This is a genomic window from Paenibacillus pedocola (genome assembly GCF_031599675.1).
In the GTDB taxonomy this organism is placed as follows: domain Bacteria; phylum Bacillota; class Bacilli; order Paenibacillales; family Paenibacillaceae; genus Paenibacillus_AQ; species Paenibacillus_AQ pedocola.
The window spans coordinates 6,403,355-6,424,669 of record NZ_CP134223.1 but is presented as its reverse complement, the minus strand read 5'-3'; the positions used below and the strand labels follow the sequence as shown (position 1 = coordinate 6,424,669).

At 44.5% G+C, this 21,315-nt stretch carries 19 protein-coding genes and 1 pseudogene; 15 read left to right on the top strand and 5 right to left on the bottom strand.

The annotated features are described in order from the left end of the window. Positions 1–38: 38 nt before the first annotated feature. Complete coding sequence (locus tag QU597_RS28495; protein WP_310830832.1) at positions 39–1,376, bottom strand: DUF2252 domain-containing protein; 1,338 nt, start codon at positions 1,374–1,376, stop codon at positions 39–41. A gap of 102 nt (positions 1,377–1,478) precedes the next feature. Here QU597_RS28495 and QU597_RS28490 point away from each other — a divergent pair, with 102 nt between their 5' ends. Together QU597_RS28490 and QU597_RS28485 are read left to right on the top strand one after the other, a co-directional pair. Next, on the top strand, positions 1,479–3,257 hold the full coding sequence (locus QU597_RS28490; RefSeq protein WP_310830831.1) for a M3 family oligoendopeptidase: 1,779 nt from the start codon (positions 1,479–1,481) through the stop codon (positions 3,255–3,257). Between the two features lie 103 nt (positions 3,258–3,360). Next, on the top strand, positions 3,361–3,528 hold the full coding sequence (locus tag QU597_RS28485; protein ID WP_082452016.1) for a CxxH/CxxC protein: 168 nt from the start codon (positions 3,361–3,363) through the stop codon (positions 3,526–3,528). 75 nt (positions 3,529–3,603) lie between these two features. On the opposite strand, the gene QU597_RS28480 is transcribed toward QU597_RS28485, so the two are convergent. Further along, positions 3,604–5,028 carry an MFS transporter gene (locus tag QU597_RS28480; RefSeq protein WP_310830830.1) on the bottom strand — a complete coding sequence of 475 codons (1,425 nt, stop codon included), beginning with the start codon at positions 5,026–5,028 and terminating at the stop codon, positions 3,604–3,606. A gap of 152 nt (positions 5,029–5,180) precedes the next feature. Here QU597_RS28480 and QU597_RS28475 point away from each other — a divergent pair, with 152 nt between their 5' ends. Together QU597_RS28475 and rlmH are read left to right on the top strand one after the other, a co-directional pair. Further along, positions 5,181–5,531 carry an ArsR/SmtB family transcription factor gene (locus QU597_RS28475; RefSeq protein ID WP_310830829.1) on the top strand — a complete coding sequence of 117 codons (351 nt, stop codon included), beginning with the start codon at positions 5,181–5,183 and terminating at the stop codon, positions 5,529–5,531. 303 nt (positions 5,532–5,834) lie between these two features. Further along, positions 5,835–6,314 carry a 23S rRNA (pseudouridine(1915)-N(3))-methyltransferase RlmH gene (rlmH, locus tag QU597_RS28470; protein ID WP_310830828.1) on the top strand — a complete coding sequence of 160 codons (480 nt, stop codon included), beginning with the start codon at positions 5,835–5,837 and terminating at the stop codon, positions 6,312–6,314. A 35-nt stretch (positions 6,315–6,349) separates the two neighbouring features. On the opposite strand, the gene QU597_RS28465 is transcribed toward rlmH, so the two are convergent. Further along, positions 6,350–7,387, bottom strand: a complete 1,038-nt coding sequence (locus QU597_RS28465) for a hypothetical protein (RefSeq protein ID WP_310830827.1) — start codon at positions 7,385–7,387, stop codon at positions 6,350–6,352. A 151-nt stretch (positions 7,388–7,538) separates the two neighbouring features. Here QU597_RS28465 and QU597_RS28460 point away from each other — a divergent pair. Next, positions 7,539–7,769: pseudogene (locus QU597_RS28460) on the top strand (helix-turn-helix domain-containing protein); the annotation flags it as partial. A gap of 56 nt (positions 7,770–7,825) precedes the next feature. On the opposite strand, the gene QU597_RS28455 reads toward QU597_RS28460, so the two are convergent. Beyond that, positions 7,826–8,068: a hypothetical protein gene (locus QU597_RS28455; protein WP_310830825.1), complete on the bottom strand. Its 243-nt coding sequence runs from the start codon at positions 8,066–8,068 to the stop codon at positions 7,826–7,828. A 981-nt stretch (positions 8,069–9,049) separates the two neighbouring features. Here QU597_RS28455 and QU597_RS28450 point away from each other — a divergent pair. The 4 genes from QU597_RS28450 (at position 9,050) to QU597_RS28435 (ending at position 14,731) form a co-directional block, all read left to right on the top strand. Beyond that, complete coding sequence (locus QU597_RS28450; RefSeq protein WP_310830824.1) at positions 9,050–9,904, top strand: hypothetical protein; 855 nt, start codon at positions 9,050–9,052, stop codon at positions 9,902–9,904. Positions 9,905–10,424: 520 nt separating this feature from the next. Then, positions 10,425–12,668 carry a U32 family peptidase gene (locus QU597_RS28445; RefSeq protein WP_310830823.1) on the top strand — a complete coding sequence of 748 codons (2,244 nt, stop codon included), beginning with the start codon at positions 10,425–10,427 and terminating at the stop codon, positions 12,666–12,668. 305 nt (positions 12,669–12,973) lie between these two features. Next, the gene (locus tag QU597_RS28440; RefSeq protein WP_310830822.1) at positions 12,974–13,441 is read left to right on the top strand and encodes a GyrI-like domain-containing protein; all 468 of its coding nucleotides are present in this window, start codon (positions 12,974–12,976) and stop codon (positions 13,439–13,441) included. Positions 13,442–13,810: 369 nt separating this feature from the next. Then, positions 13,811–14,731: an NAD(P)-dependent alcohol dehydrogenase gene (locus QU597_RS28435; RefSeq protein ID WP_310830821.1), complete on the top strand. Its 921-nt coding sequence runs from the start codon at positions 13,811–13,813 to the stop codon at positions 14,729–14,731. 134 nt (positions 14,732–14,865) lie between these two features. On the opposite strand, the gene QU597_RS28430 is transcribed toward QU597_RS28435, so the two are convergent. Beyond that, a complete protein-coding gene (locus QU597_RS28430; RefSeq protein WP_310830820.1) occupies positions 14,866–15,336 on the bottom strand; it encodes a pyridoxamine 5'-phosphate oxidase family protein in 471 nt (156 codons plus the stop codon). Positions 15,337–15,814: 478 nt separating this feature from the next. Here QU597_RS28430 and QU597_RS28425 point away from each other — a divergent pair, with 478 nt between their 5' ends. The 6 genes from QU597_RS28425 (at position 15,815) to QU597_RS28400 (ending at position 21,252) form a co-directional block, all read left to right on the top strand. Further along, positions 15,815–16,687: a hypothetical protein gene (locus QU597_RS28425; protein WP_310830819.1), complete on the top strand. Its 873-nt coding sequence runs from the start codon at positions 15,815–15,817 to the stop codon at positions 16,685–16,687. 88 nt (positions 16,688–16,775) lie between these two features. Continuing rightward, positions 16,776–17,336: a VanZ family protein gene (locus QU597_RS28420; RefSeq protein WP_310830818.1), complete on the top strand. Its 561-nt coding sequence runs from the start codon at positions 16,776–16,778 to the stop codon at positions 17,334–17,336. A 29-nt stretch (positions 17,337–17,365) separates the two neighbouring features. Then, positions 17,366–18,049: a response regulator transcription factor gene (locus tag QU597_RS28415; RefSeq protein ID WP_310830817.1), complete on the top strand. Its 684-nt coding sequence runs from the start codon at positions 17,366–17,368 to the stop codon at positions 18,047–18,049. After that, positions 18,039–19,163 carry a sensor histidine kinase gene (locus tag QU597_RS28410; protein ID WP_310830816.1) on the top strand — a complete coding sequence of 375 codons (1,125 nt, stop codon included), beginning with the start codon at positions 18,039–18,041 and terminating at the stop codon, positions 19,161–19,163. Before QU597_RS28415 ends, QU597_RS28410 begins: the two co-directional genes overlap by 11 nt. 179 nt (positions 19,164–19,342) lie before the next feature. Then, a complete protein-coding gene (locus QU597_RS28405) occupies positions 19,343–20,323 on the top strand; it encodes an ABC transporter permease (protein ID WP_310830815.1) in 981 nt (326 codons plus the stop codon). 14 nt (positions 20,324–20,337) lie between these two features. Next, complete coding sequence (locus tag QU597_RS28400; protein WP_310830814.1) at positions 20,338–21,252, top strand: carbohydrate ABC transporter permease; 915 nt, start codon at positions 20,338–20,340, stop codon at positions 21,250–21,252. Positions 21,253–21,315 lie beyond the last annotated feature (63 nt).

Genomic DNA, 21,315 nt, shown 5'->3' with positions numbered 1-21,315 from the left:
GAAAATATAAGAATCTACGTGCTTTACGTTTCTTCCTGTTATAGACCGTATCGTTCCACTACCCAATCTTTAAACATAGCGTAGTCCTTCTCTACCTGTCCGGCATAACTGTAAGCCCACTCTGCAATGTACCGGGCAAAGGCATCAGGATCGGGGCCCATGGCTTTGGAAATCTCCTGCTCGCTATGATAGTTGAGGATTCCTTTGTCGACGTCGGCATCAGCGCGGGCATGCATTTTGGCGGTCAGACTGCCCATCACCTCCAGCACCCGGATCATTTCCCCGGAGTCCGTAATATCCTCTAGCTTGAGCCTTTTTTTGTACGGGGAACGTTCCCTGACATAGAAGTCCCGGCCGCCCAACGTCAGGAAGCCAAGGTAGGGATCAGCTTTGTGGTGCATGGCCTGCTGGGTAGCGGATACCCGCTTGCCCTGATGGGTAAAGGATTGCCAGAACGACTCCGAATACGGCATGAAATAGGCGGGAACCGGGGCGCGGACCTCTTTTACTTCCAGTACGGTATCATCTTCGCCAGCCTGCTCCAAACCGCCCTCGATTAGAATATAGTAGCGGTCCAGCCCAATCGATGCCGTTCCTGAACCGCGTTTGACCGCAATGTCCTTGATCCGGAAATGCTCCTCATTCAGGCTGCGTGTGACTACCGTCTGCGTATAGAAGCTCCAGGCTTGTTCAAGCTCGGCCTGCTCGGCAGCACCGGGGATCAGCAGCTCGGAGGTCTCCAGGAACACCCGGCTGCTCTGCATTTGGGCGGTAACCTTCTCCAGAAAGTGGCTCTGCCGGCGCTTTTCCAGCTTGCGGAGCAGCTTCTTCACCGGCCCTTTGGCGGTATCCTCATTGATGACGAAGTTAGCGGGATTGTCTTTGCCTTGGGCGAAGCGGCGGATTTGCCGGGAATAGGCAGCTGCGTAGCTCTCAATCAACTTGTGCTGCTCTGCTTCGCTGTAGCCAAGCTGCCTGCCGACAAGGGCAATACTGACCGCCATGCGCAGCAGATCGTAGAGATAAGAGCCGACATACCCTTCGTCAAAATCATTCACATCATAGACGATATCCCCGTCTTCACTGCGGAAGGCACCGAAATTCTCGAAATGCAGATCCCCTTGAATCCAGGTAGGACGGGCGGGTGAGCTATGGTAAGGGAAGTACTGCCTGGTTGTATCAAAATAGAACAGATAAGCGCTCCCGCGGTAGAACGAAAAGGCGCTCTGCGCCATTTTGCCGTATTTCTCCGACCGGTTGACCGGGCTTAGGGCCATAATACCGCCGTCGAACTCATCAAAAATCGAAATTAGCAGATCTCTGCGCAGCTTTGAGCGTGTGCGGATGACCCCTTCAGTAATGGACTGATTGACCATGAGCGGTGCTCCTTTCCGGATAGTATGATTATATCTATTATTTCCATGGACCTCCAAATTTGCAAGCGTGATATAATTGAAGAGTTAAGGAGAGGGTTAAAAATGCAGTTAACATGGGAATTGGACTCAATTTATCCTTCCTTTCAGTCGGAGCCGTTTCAGCAGGACCGCAGGCTTGTGGAGACACTTGCCGGGGAACTGAGTACATGGTCAGCCTCACAGTTACATAATGGACAAGATGCCGCCGGAGTGATGGAGCAGTTCCTTAGACAATATAATGCTTACAAAAGCATCTATCTCCGCCTGTTCAGCTTCGCGGAATTAAGCTTCAGCGCTGACAGCAGTAATACGGAAGCGATGAATCTGCTGGACGAGCTGGAGGAGGTCACCCTTGGCGCAGGAGAAGCCTTAGTAAGCTTCAGCAAATGGCTGGCCAGGGTCCATCCGGATATGCTGGAGACCAGTATCGCTTCCAGTGTCTATCTTGAGCAGCATAGCTTCTATCTGCATGAGCTGCAGAGCAAATCGCAGCATTTGCTGAGTGAGGAAGGCGAAGCGGTGATTGCCCGGATGCAGGCTACCGGCTCGAAAGCTTGGGAACGCCTGTACATGCGGACGCTGTCCACCCTGCGGACAGATGTGGAGCTGGACGGGAAGATGCAGAGTTTGTCGCTGGCTGAGCTGCGGAATCTCGTCTATGACCCGGATGCTGCGGTACGGAAGGCAGCGGCAGAAGCTGAGCATCAAGCATGCCGCAGTGTAGCGGAACAAAGCGCAGCATGTATCAATGCCGTATGCGGTGAGGCAGCGGCGGTGTATGAATTGAGAGGCTACGCTTCACCGCTGCATAAAGTACTGGCCGCTTCGCGGATGGATCAGGAGACACTGCAAGTAATGCTGCAGGCGATCCGGGAGAGTCTGCCGGTATTTCACCGGTATTATGCGAAAAAAGCTGAACTGCTGGGTTATCCCGGGCAGCTGCCGTTTTATGATGTGTTTGCGCCAATAGGCGGGGAGTCTCCGACTACCATCTCTTATGCCGAAGCCCAAGCGATGATTATTAACGGCTTCAGCAGGTTTAGCAGCGAGCTTGGCGGATTCGCCCGCAAGGTGTTCGAACAGCGCTGGATCGATGCTGAGCCGCGGAGCGGCAAAGGGAATTTCGGCATGTGTGTTGATATTTTCCCGATCGGGGAGAGCCGGATGATCACGAGCTTTAACGGCAATTATATAGATGTGAGCGTGCTGGCCCATGAGATCGGACATGCCTACCACAGCAGCCGTCTTGCCGGGCAAAGTATGGTCAACACGGAATATCCGGTGCCGATTGCGGAGACGGCGTCGATTTTTTGTGAGAGTCTGATAGGCTATGAACTGCTGCAGTCTGCGCCCGCCGGGGAAGCGGAAGCTATTCTGGAACGGGGACTGTCGGATGCCGGGTATTATATTGTAGATTTCTATGCCCGGTATTGTTTTGAGAGCAGGCTGTATGCCCGCAGGAAATCCGGACCTCTCTCCGTGGAGGAGCTGAATGCGCTGATGCTGGAGTCTATGCATGCCGCTTACGGCGACAGTGTACTGCAGGATTCGATTCATCCGTACCAGTGGATCAGCAAGGCCGGATATTACATGTCAGGCAATGAATTCCTGAACTTCCCGTATTCCTTCGGGCTTTTGTTCTCCAAGGGGCTCTTTGCACAGTACAAGAAGCGGGGAGCTGACTTCGTAAACCGCTATGAGCAGTTCCTCTCAGCAACCAGTACCCGGAGTATCGCAGATGCCGCGAAGCTGATGGACATTGATGTACATTCCCTGTCGTTCTGGCAGGATGCGCTCACGCTGATTGCCGGGGATACCACGAAGTTTACGGGACGGGAATAAAGCTGGATTTTTACGCTGCGGAAGGTTCCTTTTTACGGGGAAGTGTGGTAGAACAGTAGTAGAAGTATACACCGCAGCGGCACAGAAAGGGATGCTTGATTGAATGTACGTAGTGTGTAAGGAACACGTAGAGCTGGCTATCGACAAATTTGTGGACGAGTACGAGGATGCACCGGATGTTGTGGATCTGAAGGAGACCGAGTTCTCGGACTGGGACCCGCCGGCGAAATGTGCGGAATGTGAGAAGAATGCGGAATATCTGGTGGTCTAAAGGACTGCTGTAACTTAAAAACACCCTGCAGCCGTGAGAGCGGTCTGCAGGGTGTTTTGGTGTATTTATGATATATTAGGCGTCTGCTGCATCCGCCATATCGGCTAGCGAGCTGCTGCGGTTACTGCGGTTGTTGCCGCGCCGGTAGACAACTGCTGAGACAATGGCAATTAGAGCGGCAATCGACAGCCCCCAGTAGATGTTGGAGTAGGCCGTGGAGAGCGGTAATCCGCGCTGCCATTCCAGGGCGCTGGCGGCCATCGCCACGCTGAACGCTCCACTGAAGAATTGCAGCAGCTGGAACAGCCCCATGCCGGAGCCGATCTGCGAAGAAGGCAGAATCCGCGAGATTTCATTCGATACGCTGCTGGACAGCACGGTAAAGGACAGGCTCATAATCATATAGACCAGCATGACGGCAATCCAGGACTGCCCGGCGAAGAAGGCGAACAGCACGGTTGCCGCCAGCACCAGCAGCGGTGCGAAGCGTAGGATTCCGGCATTGCCGTAGCGGTCGATGATCCGTCCCACGGTGCGGGAGACGAAGATCGCCAGCAGTGAGCCGGGGAAAATCACCAGCCCGGCATGGCTCGCGCTGAAGCCGAAGCGGTGGGTCAGAATCTGCGGCAGCAGGAACAGGGTAGCGAAGCTGCACAGGTAGGAGGCGATCCCGACCAGCGCCAGTACGAGATACGAGCGGTTGCGGAACAGCGCAGGCATCACGAACGGATCCGGTGTGCTGCGGATGCGGCCTACGAATAAGGCAATCGCGGCCATACCGGCGATCAGGGCAACCCACAGGCCGCTGGTCAGGAACAGCAGCAGGCCTGTGGTGCCGACGCCGAGGAATACTCCGCCAAGCACATCGAACGAGCCGCGGGCAGGCACTTCTCTGGGCAGCAGGATCAGGAACAATGGCACCAGTAGCAGAATGGCTGCCGTTACTGCGAACAGCCAGTGCCAGCCGAGATACTCGACAATGGAACCGCCTGCGACCGGGCCAAGGCCCAGTCCCAGCGAGACGGCGGACATGATGGTCGCCATCGCTTTGCCGCGGCGGGCCTGCGGGACATAACGGGTGAACAGGACAAGTGACAGAGACATGACCGCCCCTGCACCTGACGCCTGCAGAATGCGCACGATAAGCAGGAAGATAAAGTTAGTGCTGAAAAAGCCGGCTACAGCCGCAAACCCCAGTGTAAGCAGTCCGATGATCAGCAGCCGCCGGATCGGCAGGAAATCTGACAGCCGGCTGTACGTGATCGAAGCGATCGAGAACATAATGGAGTACCCGGTAACAATCCAGGAGGCGGATGCAGCTGTGATCCCGAAGGTCTCGGTTACATCAGGCAGCGCCAGATTGAACATGGCCGTGTTCATAATGACAAGTACTACAGCGACACTGAACAGCAGGGTCAGCAGCCCTTCGCGTGGAAGAGTGGCTTCCACTGCAGCGTTTGAATTGCCTGCATGATCGTCAGAGGTATGTAATGAGCTCATGTGATTGCCACTCCTTTAACTCTAAATGTTTGATAGTTCGATTACTTACGAACAATTGAAATATAGCATGCACTGATGTAAAATGCAATTAGGAAGATGCAAAAATACAAAGAAATTTAAGTACTCATCTGTATTTCAAAGGAGTCTTTTTTATGAAGCTGCTTCATCATCCGGACCGCAAGGACCTCCAGCTGGCCTCTGTGCTGTATGCGCTTAGTGATCCGATCCGTTTATATGTGGTGTCAGAAATCCGCAAGCATGGCGAGCAGGCCTGCAATAGTTTTAAGGTGCCGATTGCCAAATCCACGATGTCGCATCATGCCCGGACACTGCGCGAAGCGGGCGTAGTCTATACACGGGCACAAGGCACCCAGCGTATTATGTCGCTGCGCACTGACGACCTGAACGAGCGTTTTCCCGGGTTACTGGATTCGGTCCTACAGGCTTATGACTCCTCAGAGCAGCCCGAGCTGTTCGCGGAGCAGGAGGAGGGGCTGGAATAGCCTTACCGCGGGAAGAGTGGAAAGGGCTAGAGCACAGCGGGAAGAACAAGAACAGTTAGAAGGGCTGAAATAGCAGGGGGAACAAGTCAACAAGGACAGCTGAAATAAGGCGGGTTCCGGTTTATTTTTACCCGGAAATATGGTAAACATAAGAGGATATCAATAAGCGGAAAGGACGTAACGGATACGTCCTTTTGCTGTTTCTATAGAGGAACAACGAAGGCCGGGCAGAGGACATGCACATGGTTACGGACACTCCCAGCGGCACGATGTTTATATAAGGTTATCCCACAGGAGGAAGATATGTTAATTCAAATCATCGGCGTAGGCAAATTGAAGGAAAAATATTTGGTGAGCGGCATTGCGGAGTACGCCAAGCGATTGACCCCCTACCTCAAGTTCCAGATGATTGAGGTGGCGGATGAGAAGGCCCCGGACAATCTCAGCGACGCTGAGGTTGTCCAGGTGAAGGTACGCGAGGGCGAGCGTATCCTCGCGCACATCAAGAGCGAAGCGCATGTCATTGCGCTCGCGATCGACGGCAAGCTCTGGAGCTCCGAGGAGCTTGCCGCCGAAATCGACCGGCTCGGCACCTACGGGACGAGCCATGTCGTCTTCGTCATCGGAGGCAGCCATGGCCTCTCCGATGACGTCATGCGCCGCGCCCAGCAGCGCATGAGCTTCGGCCGCATGACGCTGCCCCATCAGCTCATGCGGCTGGTGCTGGTAGAGCAGATTTATCGTGCGGTGAAGATTAATCGGGGGGAACCGTATCACAAGTAGGGCGAAACTTGATTTTGTCAAGTTGATTAAATATATTAATTCTTTTTGATAATAATAAAGCCTATAAACATTGCAACTAATGTCCCAACCACTGTAGAAATATTCTCTACAGCCCATTGTTTGAAGTTTAGAAATAGGCTGTTACCTGTTAAAGATGCTTTCCTAATATTTCCGTAGACTTCTAAAGTGGATTTTTTTTTATTTGAATAAGCTACACTAAGATTTTCATTCTTGAGTGAGGTCACTATTAGTGATTTACCATCCAAACTGAATTGTTTTTCTGTTGCTGTCTGATTAAAGTTTAGATTACCATTTTCAAAAAAACTATTTGATTCATTACTTTGACCGGAGAATAGAATTTCACCCTTCTCCTCAGGTATAGTTAACTCTACGTTGGTAAATCCAATCAACTGAAAAAGAGTGGGATGCTGTGAATCACTATTAGAAAAACTCAAATCATATACAGGTGTATCTTGAATAAACCTTTTTCCTTTTATGAACACCTCTAAATCACCTTGAAGATTCCATGTGAAGTTTTTTTCGTAAACAACAGCACTTATATCAAATTCATCCCCTGACATAGACATCAAATAGCTTTTTGGAAAATCATCAAACTTTTGTAACAAATATTTCTTTTCTATATTTAGTTTGTCTAAATGCGTATTGAGCATACTCAATTGAATAAGGGAATCAGAACTAATAGTATCCCAAAAGTCTCTCGAACTAGAATGTCCATAACGTATTACGAGTTCACCCGGTTCAATGTTATAGTTAGCGCTGTTATAGTTAACTGTCAATTTGTTTTGATTTACTATGGTTCCAGTAAGTTTATCTTTTGAGGAAATAATGAGTGCCTTACTATCAATCCTCCCTCTGAAATCGTTCATTTTTATGGAGTAGGGGGAACCCGTAGAATAAATCCAAGCAGTATGGGGGAAAAAAGAAAATATTAATAGCAATAAAATAATAGTAAGAAAAATAGGCAGAATAAATTTCAATACAATTAGAGAATTACTCTTTAAAGTATAGTAAGAATTAGAACTATGTTTTTGATTAAAACCAATTTTATTCATTAATGTACCTCCAGCTTTGTTTAAAACCAGTATTATACCATTGTATTATTTTGTCAAATTAAGGCACCCCAATCAGAGTGCATTGATTTCGCTTATTAGATGTAATGGTGAACCGTATCATAAGTAGGGGCAAGTTTTTTCGCATTTTCGAAAAGAGAAAGGCATGAGTCAGGAAGAGCTGGCTCATGCATTAGGGGTTCACGAAAGTTACGTAGGAAAATTGGAACGTGCAGAAAAGGTATGCTCGGTTGATGTGCTTGCTAAAGTGACAGGAGCATTAGACGTTTCAGTGACTAATTTCTACTTACAGCCAGAAGGCAGTCAAGAGCAAGAGACCACGTCAGGCAAAATTGTAGACAAGTTACGTTACAGAAGCGTTTAGGAACAGAAGAAAATTCTACGTGTGATTGAAGCGGTATTGGACGATGCGAATGTTGATTAGAATGGAAGATCATCAAGTTCTAATTCATCGTTGAGGCTGGAAGATGTGGTTGTTGAGGGGAGCGGACTATCGTTGATCTGAAACGGATCTTTAATTGTGACAGACAAAAGTGTGTTTGAAAGCTCACTTGCCCGGCGAATGGCTGTCAGCACTTTGGAGCAGTGGAGATGTGGAGCATCAGCAAAACCATCTTCTTCCCAAACAAACTCGGCAATCTGCTGTTGTTTCTTCAATTGCAAGGTAGAAGTCTGAACCATCAGCGTAGGGTTCAGGTTGTGATTGTCTGTGCTACGAAGTACAACACGTACACGGTGTGTCGGGGTCAGTGTGTCTGCTGTTTGGGCACCTTATTGCGATTTCGTTCAGCCATTGTTCTGCCTCCTCATCAAGTACTCCGACCACTACGAAAAATGTGACCAAAAAATCGTTGTCCAGCATCAAAAGTATTCTGTAATGTCTCCAAGGTCGTAGATTTCTACGAACTCGAAGGAGCGTGTAAAGGGATCGTCACCGTGCAATCCTGCGTAGTTGAGATTGTGAAGATCGTCGTCTGGTTCTAGAAGAATGATGGAGTTGTGCTGGTCGAAGGTGACGGTATCGTCTTTGTCGCTGAGGAGTTCAGATTATAGGTGTTGGAAGTATTGATTGATATAAGCAATGAGAGTTGTAGAAGTTGAGAAGTTATTCATCAGAGAGCTAATGTTGGTTTGTGTTTGAATGATGTACATATGAGATCCTCCAGAATTAGCCCGAATCGGTAGTAAGAGTCTATTGTCGAATATTATTTTCTAGCACTCAGTAAAACAGAGTGCTAACAAGAAAGAGAGAGATTTCAGTTGCTCAGTGTCGGTATTTGGGGAAATTTGGATGAAAAAAGGCTAAAATCGCCTGATAGCGACCTTAGCCTTTTTGACTTTAGGTATAGCAAATTATACAATGATAATGGGACAGAAGTATTTCATTGTCCGTTCGGTAAGTCTCTCAATGTGGGGACATTGAGATTTCATACTTAATACAATTACCCGTTTCCATTCACGATGAGTTTATACTAACAGACTTCAGTCATACTAGGCAAGGATATTATGAAATGTTCATTTTATGTTCGCCTTTCGTTCGGATATAAGAAACGGATTTTGTAAGATCGGCAAAAAGCTAGGGGGTACATAGTAGATTTCTTCCTGTCCCAAAATATAAAAACCTGGAAGGGAAGATTGCGGTATATGCCAATCTATGAAGCAATTTATAAAACCGAGGAAAATGAAGAAATGGTTACAGTTTTTAATATTGAGCAACACGAAGATTACACTGATGTCAAAAATAATTTGTACTGCACTTATCCAGGTTGCGTAGCCAGACTGTCATACGTTCCCAAAGGGAAGGTAAGAGCTCACTTCAAAACTTGGCAAAAAGAGGATCACATACAGGATTGTATTGATTACTTTGAAAGAGAAGCTACAGCCAATAAACAAAAATCCATGGCAACATCAACTATGGAATTAAGTGATAAGCATGTGAAAAGTGTACTCGACAATTTGAGGAAAAAGAGAAAAGAGGAAGCGGCAGGAACTGAGAAACTTACATCTGGAAAAAAGAAGAAGAGATCCAGACGGACAGTTGATCCAGACTCTGGTGCGAATACCTCTTTAAATATTGTTCCCACGACTGGTCCAAATGCTGATCTAGCAAGTGGAGAGGATAATGTTAGGGAGCCTTCTGTCAGAAATAGATCACTTATCAATTTAACTGTTGATGATTTGAATTTGACTAGAAGTATAGAAGGTTACATTCAAAATGTTGAAGTAGGCGAGAAAAGAGCAGTTCTTCGACTGCAAGACGGTAATCATTTCTTTGGAGTGTATTTTGAAGAATATTTCTTTGATAATGCCCCAGTTAACTTTGCTCGTTATTTCCAAGATTTAAAAGATCTAGTCAGTGAACATAAAGGTTATTTGTTCTCTGGTGTTGGTCTAATTGAACAACGAAATGAACAATTTTGTATGTTAGTTAATCGTGGGAATGACTTCCGCATCAATGATCATTACATTGCTCTTTTCCTTGCTAATCCTTCAGCCTAAATTAGTAAAGTGACACAATGGAGCCGTCCAGTACTTGGGCGGCTTTTGACTTGCCGTTACAGCCAGCGCGGTGAACCGTACCACAAGTAACGGAGAAAAAATTGTAATTGGTTAAATTCTAGCAACTGAAGTGCCTCAGCTTGACCTGGAGCCCCTGGCGAATCAATCGATTCTTTGAAAGCTGCTGCTACGTTATCACTATGGCTCAACCGCCTCTGTATTCGCTTTTCAGTCTGACTCACATACATCTGTTCCATCTTATCTTCACTACCGTTTTTGAAATTGTATTGGTCTATTGGCATGCTCCATCAATTCATGGCCTCCATCTGCCGGTATGCTTCTCCTAGTCCAACTGAATCATAGTAAGCCCGCGTCACATCCTCCATGCGCTGGGTCACAGCATCATGCTGCTCTATCGGGATAAACTCAAGGATAGCTATGGTGATGCAGCTCTATGTTACGGAGAACGTATCACAAGTAACTACAATTTTTTTTAATTTATGGGTATAAGGAGAACAAAATGACTGAATTACTAGCTCCGGCAGGAAATATGGAGGCTTTAAAAGCTGCAATTTCTAATGGTTGTGATGCAATATACTTAGGAATGCAAAAATTTGGTGCACGTGCATACTCATCTAATTTTGATTTAGAATCGTTAAAAGAGGCGGTTACGTATGCGCACCTGAGGGACGTTAAAATCTATGTTGCAATGAATACCATCGTTTTTGAAAACGAAGTTGAAGAGATGAAAGAGCAGATAAATGAATTAAATAAAGTCGGTGTTGATGGCATTATCGTCCAGGACCTGACTGCTTTCGATTATATCGTTAAAAACTTTTCTGATATGGAAGCACATTGTTCAACTCAAATGGGAATAGACGATGTAGACGGAACTTTATTATTTAAAGAACTTGGTGCTAAAAGAGTTGTTCTGTCCCGTGAGGTTGAGATTGAAAAAGTAAAAGAGATCAAAAGAATCGCTGACATACCTTTAGAAATTTTCGTTCACGGTGCTTTATGTGTATCTTATTCGGGAAACTGTCTAATGTCAGGATTACTCGGCAATCGATGCGCAAATCGCGGAAGATGTGTGGGTTCATGCCGTAAGGAGTATCAGCTAATCGATAAGACAACAGATACAGCTTTAGGGAAAAGCTATATTCTATCTACTAAGGACCTAAACACAATCGATTACATCCATGATTTAAAAGAAATCGATTCTTTAAAAATAGAAGGCAGAATGAAAGCACCTACGTATGTTGCTAATGTTGTATCAAAATATCGCATGGCCTTAGATCATAAAATAACCGAAGAAGATAAAGAAAATCTCAAAAAAACATTCAACAGGACATTTACTAAAGGATATTTGTTTCACGAAGATCGGAGAAATATTACAAACATTTCAAGACCTAATAACTTTGGGTATCCAATTGGAACCATCAGCAAGATCGATAAAGATCGTTATGAAATAACACTTACACGTACTTTGAATCAAAACGATACCATCCGAATAAGTCATAACAATGAAGATATTAATCTAACGGTTGCCAAACTGTACGATAAAGATGGCGGCTTAATTAACAAAGCAGATGATGTCTGCTATATCAAAGTTACAGAAAAGATGTCTACGGGAGATTTAGTATATAAAACGAAGGATTATTACTACCAAAAAGAATTAGAAGCATCACTGGAAAAAGAATTTAAGCGGTTTAACCTGGATCTTAGAGTATATGCATATCCAGATTCAAAGCTTTTCATAGAGGCTGATGGCTTAGGCTTTAATTATTCATATGAAAGCGAGGAAATACTGGGCGAAGCCATTAATAATCCAACAACAAAAGACCAGGTTATAAAGCAATTCTCAAGATTAAATGATACGATATTCGAACTCAATCATGTCGATTATGAGGATTGCAATGCATTTATTCCAGCTAAACTGTTAAATGCAGCAAGAAGAGATATTGTACAGGGCTTATATGACTTAAAGCTTAACAGCCAGAAGAAAAGAACCAAGGCTTTGGAAGCAAAAGAAAAAATAAGCTTTGCCCCTGTAAAACCATACCTTACGGCCTCTGTAACGACTAAGGAACAGTATGATGCTTGCGTGAGCTGTGGAATTAAGGAAATCTATTTTGAAAACGTGGTTAGAAGAAATCAGAATGATTATAAGGAAAAAGAAGGGCAGCTGCTAATCGGAGGATATGGCGGCATTTATCACTACAGAGAGACAAATCCGTTTGTTACGGACTATTCTCTAAATGTTATTAATGCTACCAGTTGCTATGAATTATATAGATTAGGTGCAAAACGAGTCACTTTATCTTATGAATTGAATAAGAGCCAAATTGAAGATTTAATGAATGCCTATTATGAAGAAAATGACGGCTATCCTGCACTGGAAATGATTGTATATGGCAAGGCTCCGTTGATGTTTACAAAATATTGTCCGATGAAAAAAATGAATCAATGCAGAATCTGCAAAACGAAGAGCTATGAGTTAAAAGATGAGCACGGAACCTTCCCTATCATTTCCCATGAGGATTGTACAACGACTATTCTTAATGGGAAGACGCTTAATCTTTTAGATGAGCTACCAAACATCAAAGGAATCGAGGCGCTCCGATTAAACTTCACAGTTGAATCCAAAGAGCAGGTTGTAAAAGTCATTAATATGGCGTCAGGTAAATTAAATGGCTCAATGAATCATGCTGTCTTTAATCAGGAAACAGACACAAGAGGACATTTTAATAAAGAGATTGTGTAGGTAGCCAAAGGGACAAGTTTTTTTGAAAAATCCGCTCAACAAGCTGTTACGGGCTTATTGAGGCGGAGGGGGCCAACTCAAAAAGATGCTTTTGGATGGTCCGGTCGAGTTCCGGCTCAATGCCGGAGACATTGTGTCGATCCTTTATGCAGATTCGATTGATCACGGTTTGCAGGAGTGTCTTATGCGTTTTGGGAGGCGCGTTCTTAAGTAGTTGGCTTGTGATCCATATCATTTCCTAATTCATCCAAATTGCTCTAATCTCTTGGGTAAGAAACTACATTTATCCTTGGAGGTAAGTGAAATTGGAGAGAATCCGTGTAATCGAGATTCCACCGCTAAAAGTTGTTAATTCGGGAAACCTATCGGCTATGGAGGATTTCGAAGCGTTCGACCAATGGTGGTCATCCATCAATGTCAAGCATTACATTACACCCCGTGACTTTATGTGGTATAACGTCAAGCAACGGTATTTGGAATGGTTTTTTGCGCTGCCGGAAGGACATGAGGATACAGGTGGATACGAGGTTGTTGATTTTCCTGGGGGATTGTATGCGGTTGCGGCTACAACGGACGCAGAGGAAGAAGCGATTGAGGAAACGAAAGCATCTATTCGTTCATGGGTAGAGGCAAGCGGTTGCTTCGAACTATCAACAAACGAGAATGATCCAGCAGAGCGATACGTTATGACCCATGTCATTACACCTAAGATATTCAAAGAGAAAATGGGCTATCATCTATCAGATATATTCGTGCCGATTATTGCAAAGTAAGCCTCGAAAATAACTGGTACCTATAAAAAAGGCGAATTCTCATTCATTGTTGAATGGAAATTCGCCTTTATTCATTTTCGGACGTTCACCAAAAGAGTCAGATGTGATCGGATAATTGTATAATAAAGTTGACCTTATGTATAGTTTGGTATACATTATGTTTAGTATACTTTACTATAGGCGATGTCATACATTCGCGGACGAACTGGATAAGCGCATCGGCTTGTTCACCTTTCGGATTTCTTTCAGACATAACCGGTTCAATTTCGAGAATATATTACTACAGGAGAGGAGTCTAAGATGGGTGGAAGAGGTATTCTTTTACGAAAACTCAGAGGAGCAATGAGGGAAATAGATAGGGGGTAGAGGATGAGAGCAATTGTATATGCCAAATACGGATCGCCCGATGTTCTTCATCTGAAGGAGCTAGAGAAACCTACACCGAAGGATAATGAGATATTGGTCAGAATATATGCGGCAACGGTAACAGCGGGGGACTGGCGCATGCGAAAGGCCGACCCATTCCTTGCACGACTGTACAATGGTCTCTTAAGGCCCAAAAAAGTAACGATATTGGGGTTTGAGTTAGCCGGGGAAGTTGAAGCCGCAGGCAAAGGTGTAACACGATTTAAGATCGGTGATCAAGTATTCGCGTCTTGTGGTTTTGGCTTCGGTGCATATGCCGAGTACAAATGTTTGCCTGAAGATGGATTGGTGGCCATCAAACCGGCCAATGTGAGCTATGAGGAGGCTGCCGCTGTTCCCATAGGGGGAATAACCGCGTTGAACTTTCTAAGGAAGGGGAATATCGCGAGCGGAATGAAGGTCCTTATTTATGGTGCCTCTGGAAGTGTGGGGACTTATGCGGTTCAGCTTGCCAAATATTACGGGGCAGATGTAACAGGGGTATGCAGTACTGCCAATCTTGAGATGGTAAGATCTATAGGAGCCGATCAAGTCATAGATTATACGAAACAGGATTTCATGGCGCTTGAAGAAAGCTATGATCTAATCTTTGATGCCGTCGGGAAAACGATATCGAAAATCAAAAAATCGACATTCCAAAAAGCACTGCGTACGAACGGAAAATATGTGAGCGTGGATATGTCACAAAAGCCTAAAGTTGAAGACCTTATCTTCCTACAAAAGCAACTTGAAGCCGGTAACATAAAACCAGTTATCGATAGACGCTATTCGTTGGAACAAATCCCTGAAGCCCATCGTTATGTCGAACAAAAACATAAGAAGGGAAATGTCGTCATTACTGTACGTGAAACTTGCCGTGAGTGATAGTGCGGTCAACCCTACCATAAGCAACAGCGAAAAAAAGGGAGTGTGCGTACACTCCCTTTGGGCTAATGTTGTCTGTTATCAAATGTCACCGGCAGCAGCCTAACATGCAAAATATAAACCACATAGACCCCTTAACTTACGGTCTTGTTGACAAAATCAATCTCATTTCTGATCCCTTTATGGGCGTCGTTCCAGAGGCCCTTTATCAGGCGAATGCGCAGCAGGCATGTATTAGGGTCCTCGTCGTTATTGGCTTCGTAGTACCAGTCGGCGAATATGGTGCGCAGCTTTGTCATCATCTCCGCGTTTTTCTCGTCACATACCCAGCCCAGGTTCTCACCGATACCATCGGCCGTAAAGTTTTCGACGATGATACAAACGGCGACCTCGGGGTTCTGGGCGATCTGCTGCATCTTGCCTGAGGTCGCGTAAGTGACGGTGTAGAACGCGCCGTCCTCATAATAGGCGTCCACTATGCGGGCGGCGGGACGGCTTTTGCCATTAGCTCCCGGTTCCAGCGCGATGGTGGACAAAGTAATCAGCCCGTCCTTATTACCCACTTGTTCTTCCAGCAGCTTCATGGCTTCGTCATACTTGCTCATTGAATTACCTCCTAAAGTGTCATAAGGCATATATCACTAAGCTTATCATTGTAAAATTTTGGTGCATGTGAAGAATATTACGATAAATTATTAAATCTCTATCATAAGTAGCAGGGTGAAGACGGTGCCGGGTTACATGGACCAAATAGAACAGTTTCTCAAGAGGCTCACTACGGGCTGGGAGTGTGTTATTGACGGAGGAACCATCCGCACCGTTTGACAAAACAAAAAAGTAGATGATCGTACCGCGCCTAATCTGCCTGCGGAATATAAACAGCACCATACTCTTCATAAGTGGAGGGTACGGTGCTTTTTTGCATAGAGTCTAGCCTCATCAGCCACAATCAGATGCTTAATCCCCGGCTCCCCTGAAAATTTAGTAAATCTTTAGATGTTCTTTAAAAGAACTTAGAAACTGCTGATTAAACTAAGTACATCACCAAGAACACCACAAAATAAATAATTGGAGGAATGTACAATGAACAACAATCAGAATGTGAATAAAACAACGATGAAGGAAAGAAAAAAGTGGGTAGTAGGTACAGCGGTTGTGGCAACAATCTCATTAATGGCGATGGGGACCTCAGCGCTAGCTTCATCAGACAGGGATGTTTTCAAGGGGTTTTTCAATGGGAATACCGAAATTACGGCGGGATCTGCGACTTTAATTCATCAGTCTAAGGTAATGGCAGGAATTAAAACAACGGTAGAAGAGAGCATTATTGCAGGAAACAGTGCGATCATTATCGTTTCTTTTGAGAACGAAGACGGCACGGTTTTCCCGCAGGATGCAGCCATTGGTGCACTTGAACTCAATTGGGCAAAGGATGCCAGTTACATGGTGGAGCAAAGAGTGACAGAGGATGGTAAAAAGATCATCGCCATGTTTGATGTCGATACACCAAGTAGTCTGAAAGGTAAGAAGGTTACGATTCAGGCGGATGCCGTAGTGAATAGCATTACAGGAGCTGTTATTGCTAAGGGTCCATTCCAGAATACATTTACAGCACAAGAGAGCAGTACATCGTACACTATTGGAGTAGATCAGACCCTCTCACAGCAACAAGAGAAGCTGTCCGTTCAAGCGGTTAATTTTTCCACCATCGGGATTGGCATTGAAGGTAAACGCTTAGATGGGCACAGTGATCAATTACCGAAATATAGCCCTAAAATCAGCATATCAACATCAGACGGCAAGGAAACTGAACTTTATTTAGGCTCCACAAGTACATCAGATCGGGGATTTGAATGGCACTATAATTTAGACAAAGAGGGTAAAAAGGTCTTCTTAGATGCAGCAACGATTACAAGTATATCGATCGATGGACATATCATTCCGGTTACGAAATAAGCATGTTGGATGGGCTGAACGGGACTGTTCAACAGTCCCATTTTTCTTGTCAGGATTAAGTTAACATCTTAAATGAGGAGGAAGTAGCATGGAACAATCTATCATGTTTACAATTCAATCAACCTATATTCTCGCACCCTTATTCTTATTAGTACTTCTGTTTCTGGTTGCAGATGCGCTGTGGAAAAAAAGGAAACGTAGTGTAGGCCAATATTTTATAATAATAACGTTTAGTATTTACCTATTGTGTGTCATTCAGTTAGTGTTCTTCCCCATTGAAGTGAATATTGGAAAATATGCTAATCAGACTCCTTGGTACAAAACGACTAATTTCATTCCAATATTAACGATCGACATAAAAACTTTTATATTAAACATCATTATGTTAATGCCTTTTGGGGTGTATCTGCCATTACTCCATAAAAAGTTTGAATCATTAAAAAACGTAGCCTATTCCGGTTTCTTTCTAAGTTTATCTATTGAGCTACTTCAGATGATCATCAGAATTATTTGTGGCAACGGCAGAAGTACAGATATCAATGATCTTATTGCCAATACCGTTGGAGCAATCTTGGGGTATATAGTAATAAACGGACTATTAAAGAGAAGCAATGGGAATCATATATTGAATAAGTTAAGATTAGGGTGACATAGAGCTCGGGTTTGAGGGGAGAAACTATGAGTACAGAGATACTTATTGTAGATGATGATAAAGAGATTGCCGAGTTAATTGGAGTGTATCTGCGCAATGAAGGCTATCAAATCTCTATAGTTCAGGATGGACTTGAAGCCCTTCAATTTATGGAGCGTCACTCTGTTGACCTCGTGATATTAGATGTTATGATGCCCAAGATGAATGGACTGGATGTCTGCAGAGAAATTCGAAAAGAGCATGAAATTCCAGTCCTGATGTTAAGTGCAAAAACGGAGGATATGGATAAAATCGTTGGTCTAATGACTGGTGCTGATGATTATATGATCAAGCCCTTTAATCCCTTGGAATTAACAGCCAGAGTAAAGGCATTGTTACGCAGAGCTAATTATCAGCCAACGGTTAAAGATCCGGATAGTATCTATATCCACTCCCTAAAAATTGATAAACAAAGCCATACGGTTCATGCTCAGGGGCAAGAAATAAGGTTGACAGCGATTGAATTTGATATTTTATATTTACTGGCCAAAAACCGCGGAAGAGTGTTCGGATCAGAGGAGATTTTTGAAAAGGTGTGGAATGAAATCGGTACTGGATCTAATAAGACCGTTATGGTTCATATTAGCAACCTAAGAGATAAAATTTCTGCAGCAACAGGAGAAGCGGTTATTCAAACGGTTTGGGGAGTTGGCTATAAAATTGAAAAATAATACGTTATTTATTATTAAAACCATTCCGGTTTGGAAAGTAATTCTCTATGTTCTGCTATCACTAATAGCATCGGCGGTAACGGCAGCTATTTTATTTTCTTCAACATATTATTTTCAGAAACAGTCTGGTTCGGTAGCCTTCATAATGAATATCCTCTCTCCTCTCCGGGCAATACTTATACCTTTGATTTTTGGGCTGATTTTCTTTTACTACCTGTTCTTGTTCTATCAAGTTGAAAAAAAACGCTATGTTTCAATTGAATTTAATCATATGATACGTGAAGTTGAGCTTATTGCTAACGGTAATTTTAATCATAAAGTAGAAGAGAGAGCAGAAGCCGGTTTAAATCAGCTTGCTACTCATATTAATAATGTAGTAATTCAAGCCCGTAAGGCCATTGAGGAAGAGCGGAGATCAGAGCAGATAAAAAATGATCTGGTGACCAATGTTGCCCATGACCTTAGATCACCACTAACCTCTATCATCGGATACTTGAAGCTTATCAATGAAGATGAATACAGGGACGAAGTAGAGCTTCGGGCTTATATACAGATTGTGAATGCAAAGGCCGAACGATTACATCATTTAATTAATGATTTGTTTGAATATACCTATGTCCAAAACAAAGAAACCCTGGTAAGCGATCAATCCATAAATATTGAAGAAATGATAAATCAATTAGTGGTACAGCATAGGATTCAAATTCAAGCAGCAAACATGCAAATGAGGACATTCATAAAGAGTGATAATCCTGTCATTGTAGGAGATGGCAACAAAATAGCCAGGGTATTTGAGAACCTTATTCAAAACGCCATGAGATACGGAAAAGAAGGGGAATATATTGATCTTATAGTAAGAGACTCGAAAGAAACCGTTGAAGTTGAAGTGAAGAATTATGGAAAATCAATACCAAGTGTGGATCTTCCCTATATTTTCGAGAGATTTTATAGAGTAGAAAAGTCACGTTCAGAATATACGGGCGGATCAGGCTTGGGACTTGCTATCGCTAAAAGTATCGTCACATTGCATGGCGGGGAAATTGAGGCGAAAAGTGCGATGGGGACAACCTCTTTTATCGTAACATTATTGAAAAAGTCAGAAGCGAACTCTTAAGAGTTTAGTTCTGGCTTTTTCTTTTTTTGGTACAGATACGCTTAAACCCTGGAGTACCAACATCGGGCTAGGGCATGAGGTCACTTTTGGATAAAGGAGGTCATCTGTAAGAGAGAAGTGATGTACTTGCGCCAACTATAATAAACTCATCCAGATTATGTAGAGCGAGGTTAGAACCTATGGCAAATTCATCAACTGTAGAAGCTGTGGCGCGGAAGCCCCTTCCACAGCAACAGAGCCGCCTTAAGCGTTTGTTGCGGAATATTGTGAAATATCGTGTGCTACTGCTCATGCTTCTGCCAACATCCATTGTTTTCTTTATTAACTGTTATATCCCGATGTTTGGACTATTTATTGCCTTCAAAAACATCAACTACGTTGATGGTATTATGGGCAGTCCATGGGCGGGGTTTGACAACTTCCGGTTCCTCTTTGCCACATCGGATGCCCTTCGGGTGACCGTCAACACCGTAGCCTACAACGTTGTTTTTATTATTTCAGGCTTGATTCTCTCAGTATCCCTGGCCATTGCTATCAATGAAGTAACCAGCAGGCTGGCTTCACGCGTTTATCAGACGGTGATGATTATGCCGAATTTCTTATCCATGGTTGTCGTCAGCTTTATTGTTTATGCTTTTCTGCACCCGGAATATGGCTTCCTGGTCAAACACATTCTCCCCTTATTCGGCTATTCCTCAGTCAATGCTTATATGCATCCCAATGCCTGGCCTTATATCTTGTGGCTAACCAAGATGTGGCACTCTATTGGCATAGGCAGTGTCATCTATCTGGCAGCGATAACCGGCATTAGCGAGGAGCTGTATGAAGCTGCGGTGATGGATGGAGCCAGTAAGTGGCAGCAGATCACCCGGATCACGCTGCCGCTCCTTACGCCCATCATGGTCATTCTCACCATTCTCAACTTAGGCGGTATTTTCCGCTCTGATTTTGGACTCTTCTACCATGTTACGCTCGACTCCGGTGCGCTGCGCTCTACAACGGATGTTATTGATACGTATGTGTATAGAGGGCTGATACAGCTCAACGATCTGGGCATGTCCTCCGCGGCCAACTTTTATCAGTCGGTCATCGGGTTCTTCCTTGTCATCGGAGCAAACAGCCTGGCCCGTAAACTTAACCGGGATACGGCACTTTTCTAGAAGGGAGAAACTTAATGAATACTGCATCCAACACTAAATCTTACTCAAAAGGCCCCAAAGGCGCCCAAATGATCCTTCATATTTTTTTCATTGCGTTCAGCCTTGCCTGTATCCTGCCTGTGCTGCTGATCGTCGCCATTTCCTTAACCAACGAAAAAGCACTGACCTTACAGGGGTATAAGTTCTGGCCTGACAAGATTGATCTGTCTGCTTACCAGTATCTATTCAACCATTCGGAAACGCTTGCCAAAGCCTATGGGGTCAGCCTGACCGTTACGATTACCGGAACCCTTTTGGCGGTACTGTTAATTGCGTTATATGCGTATCCCCTCTACCGCAGGGACTTTCCCTTCAAGAAAGCTTTTAATTTTTACCTTCTGATTACCATGCTGTTCTCGGGAGGGCTTGTACCTTTCTATCTGCTGTATGTTAACTTTTTGAATCTGAAAGACTCCCTTATCGCGCTCATCCTTCCCGGACTTTCAAACGCATTCTATATTTTTATTGCCCGTACCTTCTTTCAGCAGACTGTACCGGAAGAGATGATTGAATCCGGCAAATTAGACGGGGCGTCGGAATGGCGGATTTTCTTCCAGCTCGTTCTACCCATTTCACTGCCGGTTCTCGCCACCATTGCTCTGTTTACTACACTGATGTATTGGAACGATTGGTTCAATTCCATGCTCTTTATCAATAATACGGACTTGTACTCTCTGCAGTACGTCATGATTCAAATGATCCGTCAGGCAGAGTTTTTCAAGAATCAATTGGCTGGAAGCGGAGTAGCTCTGCTTGTACAGGAGTCGGTTCCTACTGAAAGTCTCCGAATGGCAATGGTAATTGTGTCTATTGGTCCTATTCTGTTCATCTATCCGTTCTTCCAGAAGTACTTTACCAAGGGGCTTACGATAGGCGCCATCAAAGGTTGAGGCTGTCTAACTCTGGCAAAAATGCCAGTTAGAATATATGATAATACTATTGAGGAGGGTTCA

What these genes read in the sequence shown, in the direction of transcription:
- QU597_RS28495 (WP_310830832.1), bottom strand. Translation starts at nt 1,376, where the DNA reads ATGGTCAATCAGTCCATTACTGAAGGGGTCATCCGCACACGCTCAAAG.
- QU597_RS28490 (WP_310830831.1), top strand. Translation starts at nt 1,479, where the DNA reads ATGCAGTTAACATGGGAATTGGACTCAATTTATCCTTCCTTTCAGTCG.
- QU597_RS28485 (WP_082452016.1), top strand. Translation starts at nt 3,361, where the DNA reads ATGTACGTAGTGTGTAAGGAACACGTAGAGCTGGCTATCGACAAATTT.
- QU597_RS28480 (WP_310830830.1), bottom strand. Translation starts at nt 5,028, where the DNA reads ATGAGCTCATTACATACCTCTGACGATCATGCAGGCAATTCAAACGCT.
- QU597_RS28475 (WP_310830829.1), top strand. Translation starts at nt 5,181, where the DNA reads ATGAAGCTGCTTCATCATCCGGACCGCAAGGACCTCCAGCTGGCCTCT.
- rlmH (WP_310830828.1), top strand. Translation starts at nt 5,835, where the DNA reads ATGTTAATTCAAATCATCGGCGTAGGCAAATTGAAGGAAAAATATTTG.
- QU597_RS28465 (WP_310830827.1), bottom strand. Translation starts at nt 7,387, where the DNA reads ATGAATAAAATTGGTTTTAATCAAAAACATAGTTCTAATTCTTACTAT.
- QU597_RS28450 (WP_310830824.1), top strand. Translation starts at nt 9,050, where the DNA reads ATGCCAATCTATGAAGCAATTTATAAAACCGAGGAAAATGAAGAAATG.
- QU597_RS28445 (WP_310830823.1), top strand. Translation starts at nt 10,425, where the DNA reads ATGACTGAATTACTAGCTCCGGCAGGAAATATGGAGGCTTTAAAAGCT.
- QU597_RS28435 (WP_310830821.1), top strand. Translation starts at nt 13,811, where the DNA reads ATGAGAGCAATTGTATATGCCAAATACGGATCGCCCGATGTTCTTCAT.
- QU597_RS28430 (WP_310830820.1), bottom strand. Translation starts at nt 15,336, where the DNA reads ATGAGCAAGTATGACGAAGCCATGAAGCTGCTGGAAGAACAAGTGGGT.
- QU597_RS28425 (WP_310830819.1), top strand. Translation starts at nt 15,815, where the DNA reads ATGAACAACAATCAGAATGTGAATAAAACAACGATGAAGGAAAGAAAA.
- QU597_RS28420 (WP_310830818.1), top strand. Translation starts at nt 16,776, where the DNA reads ATGGAACAATCTATCATGTTTACAATTCAATCAACCTATATTCTCGCA.
- QU597_RS28415 (WP_310830817.1), top strand. Translation starts at nt 17,366, where the DNA reads ATGAGTACAGAGATACTTATTGTAGATGATGATAAAGAGATTGCCGAG.
- QU597_RS28405 (WP_310830815.1), top strand. Translation starts at nt 19,343, where the DNA reads ATGGCAAATTCATCAACTGTAGAAGCTGTGGCGCGGAAGCCCCTTCCA.
- QU597_RS28400 (WP_310830814.1), top strand. Translation starts at nt 20,338, where the DNA reads ATGAATACTGCATCCAACACTAAATCTTACTCAAAAGGCCCCAAAGGC.